The sequence below is a fragment of the Chamaesiphon sp. VAR_48_metabat_135_sub genome (assembly GCF_031418915.1).
Taxonomy (GTDB): Bacteria; Cyanobacteriota; Cyanobacteriia; order Cyanobacteriales; family Chamaesiphonaceae; genus Chamaesiphon.
The window spans coordinates 1-6,062 of the sequence record NZ_JANOJV010000026.1 but is presented as its reverse complement, the minus strand read 5'-3'; the positions used below and the strand labels follow the sequence as shown (position 1 = coordinate 6,062).

Annotated in this window: 5 protein-coding genes; all 5 read left to right on the top strand. The window is 44.0% G+C overall.

All coding sequences use genetic code 11. From position 1 onward, the window contains the following. The coding region (locus tag RMO55_RS02160; protein ID WP_310422796.1) for a molybdopterin-dependent oxidoreductase at nt 1-615 on the top strand (615 nt) is incomplete at its 5' end. Between the two features lie 322 nt (nt 616-937). After that, nucleotides 938-2,230, top strand: a complete 1,293-nt coding sequence (locus RMO55_RS02155) for a glycogen/starch/alpha-glucan phosphorylase (protein ID WP_310422794.1) — start codon at nt 938-940, stop codon at nt 2,228-2,230. A gap of 118 nt (nt 2,231-2,348) precedes the next feature. Next, a complete protein-coding gene (locus RMO55_RS02150) occupies nt 2,349-4,826 on the top strand; it encodes a GAF domain-containing protein (protein ID WP_310422791.1) in 2,478 nt (825 codons plus the stop codon). Beyond that, nucleotides 4,801-5,241, top strand: coding sequence for a response regulator (locus RMO55_RS02145; protein ID WP_310422787.1), 441 nt, complete (start codon nt 4,801-4,803; stop codon nt 5,239-5,241). Before RMO55_RS02150 ends, RMO55_RS02145 begins: the two co-directional genes overlap by 26 nt. A gap of 129 nt (nt 5,242-5,370) precedes the next feature. Continuing rightward, nucleotides 5,371-6,062: response regulator (locus tag RMO55_RS02140; protein WP_310422784.1), on the top strand; the 692-nt coding region annotated here is incomplete at its 3' end.

Sequence of the window (6,062 nt, the reverse complement as noted above, 5' to 3'; positions counted from 1 at the left end):
TTGCTTTACGATCCGATCGGGCGAATTTCGATGCCTATTAATGAATGGGTGCAATCATTATTATTATCTCCAAATCTGACACCAGAATTTCCGATAACGGCGATCGAACCGGATAAATTAATTATCAATAGTTTTCGCGGTACACCATCGATCGATCTGGCAGATTTTCGACTGAATATTTCTGGCGAAGTAACTAATCCCCTGAAATTAAAGATGACAGATATTCAACAGTTACCATTTACCTCAATGGTAATTCGACAGGTATGTGTAGAAGGATGGGCGGCGATCGTCCAGTGGGGTGGGGTCAGATTGCGAGATTTACTAACACTAGCACAACCTAAATCTGGTGCTAAATATGTGTATTTCAAATCCGCTGATGGCTATTATGAGAGTTGGGATTTAGCATCAGTAGTTCATCCCCAAACTTTGTTGGCTTATCAAATGAATGGGCAAGATTTACCAGCGGAAAATGGTGCGCCGTTACGATTGGCGGCACCGATTAAACTGGGATATAAACAGAGTAAGTGGGTGACAGAAGTAATTATTACCAGTCAATTGCTACCAAAACGCGGCTATTGGGAAGATCTGGGATATGAATGGTTTGGAGGGCTGTGAGAGGATGTTTTGAAAGCATAAAGCCTTCGGAGGGTGCGCTTGCGCTGCCGCTAACACACCCTACAGCAAGTCTGTTTGAGCAGAAATCCCGATTCTCCGACAGACTGCTAGCCCACCTTAAATTTATCAGCCCATCTCATCTATCTCCCAAATTCAGGAATATTAATTGCAAATTTGAGATCGATCCTCACAAGTTCCTCAAATTTCTAAGCTAGAATGGCCCCCAAGTAGTTGAGTTGAGATGTTAGCTATCAAAATCCTCTCGAACAGAGGACGGATTAAATCTTGACGTTGACAGTCGCACTGCCAAGGAATCTAAATCATGATTGAAAGTATTAATTTTCGGACAGGAATTAGCGGAACGTTGTTGCGGACTGCACAGGCGGCTCTAGCAGAAATTCCTCATAAATTTCATGCGCCCAGTCGCAAAACTAGTACTGATAAACGGATGATGCCACTGTCTGTGTCGCAGACTCAAAAAGTAGAGAAAAATCGCGATCGGTGGTTAGTCGATGCCGAACTATTGACAGTCGATCCACAATCCCGAATTTCAGAGGTGGATCTAGAATTCAACCCACGTCAATCGCTATTAGCGGGAAATCCACGTCTGGCTGGTGTGGTGACAGACACGATCGGCGATCGCTGGATCACCCATATAGAAGATCTCCAGCAGTTAACACCACTAGCGGAAGATCCCCTACTGCAATCGCGATGGAGTGCCGTTAAACAGGCAAATAAGCAAGCCCTAGCCAGTTATTTGGCTCGAACTCAAGGAATTAAGATCGATGTTAATTCGCTGTTCGATCTTCAGTTGCAGCCAATCGGCGGATCTCAACGGCAACTGTTAAATATTCTCCACATCATTACTCTATTTAACCAAGTTAAGCAGCATCCAGAGCTGGATATTTTGCCGCGTACCTTTATCTTTGGCGATCTGGGCGAAGTCGAACCAATCGAGATGGGGAAGGAAGAAACGGCAGAAGATGAATCTACCAACGTCCGCGATAGTAATCTAGCGATCTTAGCGTTAATCCAATCCCTGGCGAAAATATTGGCAGCGGATATTGATGTCAATGGGAAATTACAGATAGTTTATATCCCAGAATCGGCCGCCCTCACGAGCCAGCTATATGCTGCTGCAGATCTGACACAGCATATAGCGACAGCGGCGATTGAAGATGTAGATGTGAGTAAACTTCAAGCTGCCATTAATGGGGTAATATCGATCGGGAGTTTGGGTAAAACCAATCATTGGTTAAAACAAACCGTTGGTGAAGAAAATTGCTTTTGCTTTGGATTGGCAATCCCCGAAATCGCGATGTTCAAAGAATATGGCTACGATCCATATAATTACTATAAGTATTATCCAGAGATTCGCCAAGCGATCGATTATCTATCCGCCGGATACTTTACCCCCAAAGATCCGAGTTTATGTAGTTTCCAAAGCTTTAGCTCTGCCAGCTCGCTCGTCGATATGTTGCTAGGTGCAGACGAGAATATGGTAATTGCTGAGTACGTTTTTTATGCGGCTTGTCAATCCCATATCAGTGAGATTTACACTCAGAAATCTGTTTGGACGCGGATGTCGATTCTCAATGTGGCTGGGGTAGGGTAGATAATTGATAATTGATTAGCGGTGGGTCTTAGATTCAATTCCTAGCTGAGTATGAATCAATTTTACAGATTCGGCCCTTACAGAAAGATTGGATTTAGTGTCGTCGAAATGTTGAAAGTTGAAAACCGATCGTCTGATGAAAACTGTCACCTCTGACAAGGTATCGATCGGCTTCGTTGCTACTTTACTAGTGTTGGCGATCAATGCGGCGACCGCTTATCAAAGCATTAGTAAGATTGCCGAAAATAACCGACTGGAGTCTCATAGTGATGATAAAATTGCTATTTTGGGAAAGATGCTTTTGGCATTGAAAGATATTGAAATGGGACAGCGAGAATACGAGCTGACCAATAATCCCCAATATCTAGCAGCCCATCGGATCGATATTTCCAACATCCACACTCAGTCAAAATTATTGGTGGATTTAAAACCCCATCGGCAGAAACTAGGCGCGAAATTTAAGATTACTATCGATCGTCATCTGCGGGAATTGAGCGCGACGATCGATAAACGACAGGCACAGGTATTGACACCAGCTAATCAAATTGTGTTATCCCAAGGGGGGCAAAGATCGATCGCTCGAATCAGGGAAATTATTACTAGCTTAGATGAATCGGAAAAAATCAGTGTCGATCGACTGCGAATTGAATCCCGAAAAAGTTTAGCTGATGCCCAAATTGCCTTTGGGATATCTGGTTTATCAGACTTACTATTGCTGGGGATTTTATATGGGTTAGTACATTGGGATCTCACTAAAAAACGCCAAGCTGAATCGACACTGCGAGATTATGTTGCTGAATTCAAAGAGTTATACCACAATGCTCCCTGTGGATATCATTCTCTCAATTCAACCGGACAATTCTTGCGAATTAATCGTACCGAATTGCAAATGTTAGGTTATGAAGAGTCAGAAATAATTGGTTGTAAAAATATTGTTGATTTACTCGCTCCCGAAAGTATTCAAACATTTCATCATAATTTCTCGATTGTCAAAACACGCGGCTGGATTCACGATCTAGAACTAAATCTAGTGCGTAAAGATGGACAAATTGTACCAATAAGTACGACAGTAATTGCGATTAAAGACGATCGCGGAAATTATCTAAGCAGTCGCTCGACTGTAATTGATATTAGCGATCGAGTCAGACTGCGGAAACAAGCAAAACTATCTGGAGAAATCTCGCAAAAAATTCGCCAATCCCTAAAATTAGCGGAGATTTTACAAACTGCGGTAGAAGAAGTCCAAAAACTGTTGGAAGTCGATCGAGTCTTGATTTTTCGGTTCGAGGCAGATGGCTCTGGGACGATCGTCGAGGAAAAAGTTCTAGCTGGTTATCCAGTGGCGATGGGGAGTACGATTGTCGATCCTTGTTTCGATCGAACTTATCATGCTCGATACGCACAGGGGCGAGTCTATACTGTTACCGATATCACCCAAGGCGGATTTGAACCCTGTTATGTAGAATTCTTACAAAAGTTTGCAGTTAAGGCGAGTTCGATCGTGCCGATTCACCTGCGAGATGAATTGTGGGGATTATTAATCGTTCATCACTGTCAAGCACCGCGAGAATGGCAACCAAATGAGGTGGAAATTCTATCACAACTCGCCACTCAAATCGGGATTGCCCTGACTCAATCCCAATTACTCGAACAAGAACAGCTCCAACGCCAAGAACTCGCGCGATCGAATACCGAGCTAGAGCAGTTTGCACATATTGCCTCTCACGATCTCCAAGAACCGCTCCGCATGGTGATTAGCTATCTCCAACTCTTGTCCCGTCGCTATCAGGGTAAACTCGATCGAGATGCTGATGAATTTATCGATTATGCCGTAGATGGTGCGGCGAGAATGCAAGCATTGATTCAAGCATTACTGAGCTATGCCCGCGTTAGCAGTCGCGGACAGCCCTTCGATCTGGTCAAATGCGATTTAGTACTCCAAGATGCAATTTCCAACCTTCAAGTCGCGATTACCGAGAGTACCGCCGTAATTACTCACGATCCACTCCCAGAAATTTGGGGCGATGCCACCCAATTGACACAGGTGTTTCAAAATTTGATTGCTAATGCGATTAAATTTCGGCGGGAAATCTCACCCAAAATTCATATTAGTGTGAGATCGATCGATGCCCTCAACCAAAATACCCTCAGCCCCACTCCCACCCTCTCAGGAGCAGGCATCCAGAGTCACAGTTCTGCGCCGAGTGGCAGAAGCTGCGATGCCCCACCACACATCGATTTAAGTTCACCATCAACTGAGGAGATCCCTGTGACTCGATCGGCTTGGTGCTTTGCGGTGACAGATAATGGGATCGGGATCGAAGCTGAATATCTCGATCGAATTTTTGTGATTTTTCAACGCTTACATACGCGAGTCAACTATCCAGGTACGGGCATCGGCTTGGCCATCTGTAAAAAAATCATCGAGCGTCATGGTGGTACAATTTGGGTAGATTCTACACCGATGAGATTGGACTCAGTGTTGCCTCAATCTCTACCTGCACAGCCAGAGTGTTATGGATCGACATTCTACTTTCTAATCCCAGCAGTAGGTAGTATCTCTTCTCAACATGCCCATAAACAGCCGCCCCATTGAAATTTTACTAGTTGAAGACAATCCTGGTGACGTAAATCTAACCCGAATTGCTCTAGCCGATCGAGAAATCAATGTTAATTTAAGTGTGGTAGCTGATGGTGTCGAAGCCCTGAATTTTCTGCACCGTCACGGCGAATATCATCAAGCCATTCACCCCGATTTAATTTTACTAGATTGGAATTTGCCCCGTAAAAACGGACGGGAAGTGTTACTTGAAATTAAAGCGGATGAAAAATTGCAGCGAATTCCGATCGTTGTGCTCACAACTTCTCAATCCGAAGAGGATATCCTCAAAGCTTATAATCTCCACGCCAATTGCTTTATTACCAAGCCCCTAGACTTTAACCACTTCATTCATATTATTCAATCGATCGCCGATTTTTGGTTCGCCATCGTTCAGTTACCACCGGAATAGGGGTTAGGGGCTAGGGGTTAGGGAATAGAAAAATAGAGAGGATCTAATTAAAATTTTTATCCTTTAAACTTTGCTTTACCCTTTACCCTTTGCCCTATCCCCTATCCCCTATTCCCTATCCCCTAACCGATGATTACTGTTCTCAACATTTTGCTTGTTGAAGACAACCCTGGTGATATCCGGTTGTTGCAAGAAATTCTTCGAGAAGTTACCACCACTCGGTGTCAGATTACCCCCGTAATGACACTAGCCGCTGCAATAGAACAGTTATCAATAAGTACTGAAAACATCCCACTCACACCTCCTCCCTTTGACATCATCCTGCTCGATCTTTCCCTCCCAGATAGCCAAGGAATCGACTCTTTTCTCAAATTACGCGATCGATCTCCGAATATTCCAATCGTCGTTTTGACAGGCTTAAATGATGAAACTTTAGCTCTTTTGGCAATGCAACAAGGAGCGCAAGATTATCTAATCAAAGGACAAGTCGATCGCAACTTATTGCTGCGATCGATTCGATACGCGATCGAGCGCGAACGCACAGATACTGCACTCCGTCAAGCAAAAAATGAATTAGAACAGCGGGTAATCGAACGCACGCGCGACCTTCAACAGACTGAGAATAGCTTGCGCGACGCGCTCCAAAAACTAAATTTTCACTTTGAAAATTCTCCGCTGGCGGCAATCGAATGGGATCGAGATTTTAGAGTATCTAGATGGTCGGCTACGGCTGAAAAAATCTTTGGCTGGACATCAGTACAAGTTTTGGGTAAACGTCTCGGTGAATGGAAATTTGTCTTTTCAGAAGATGCCGAACTAAT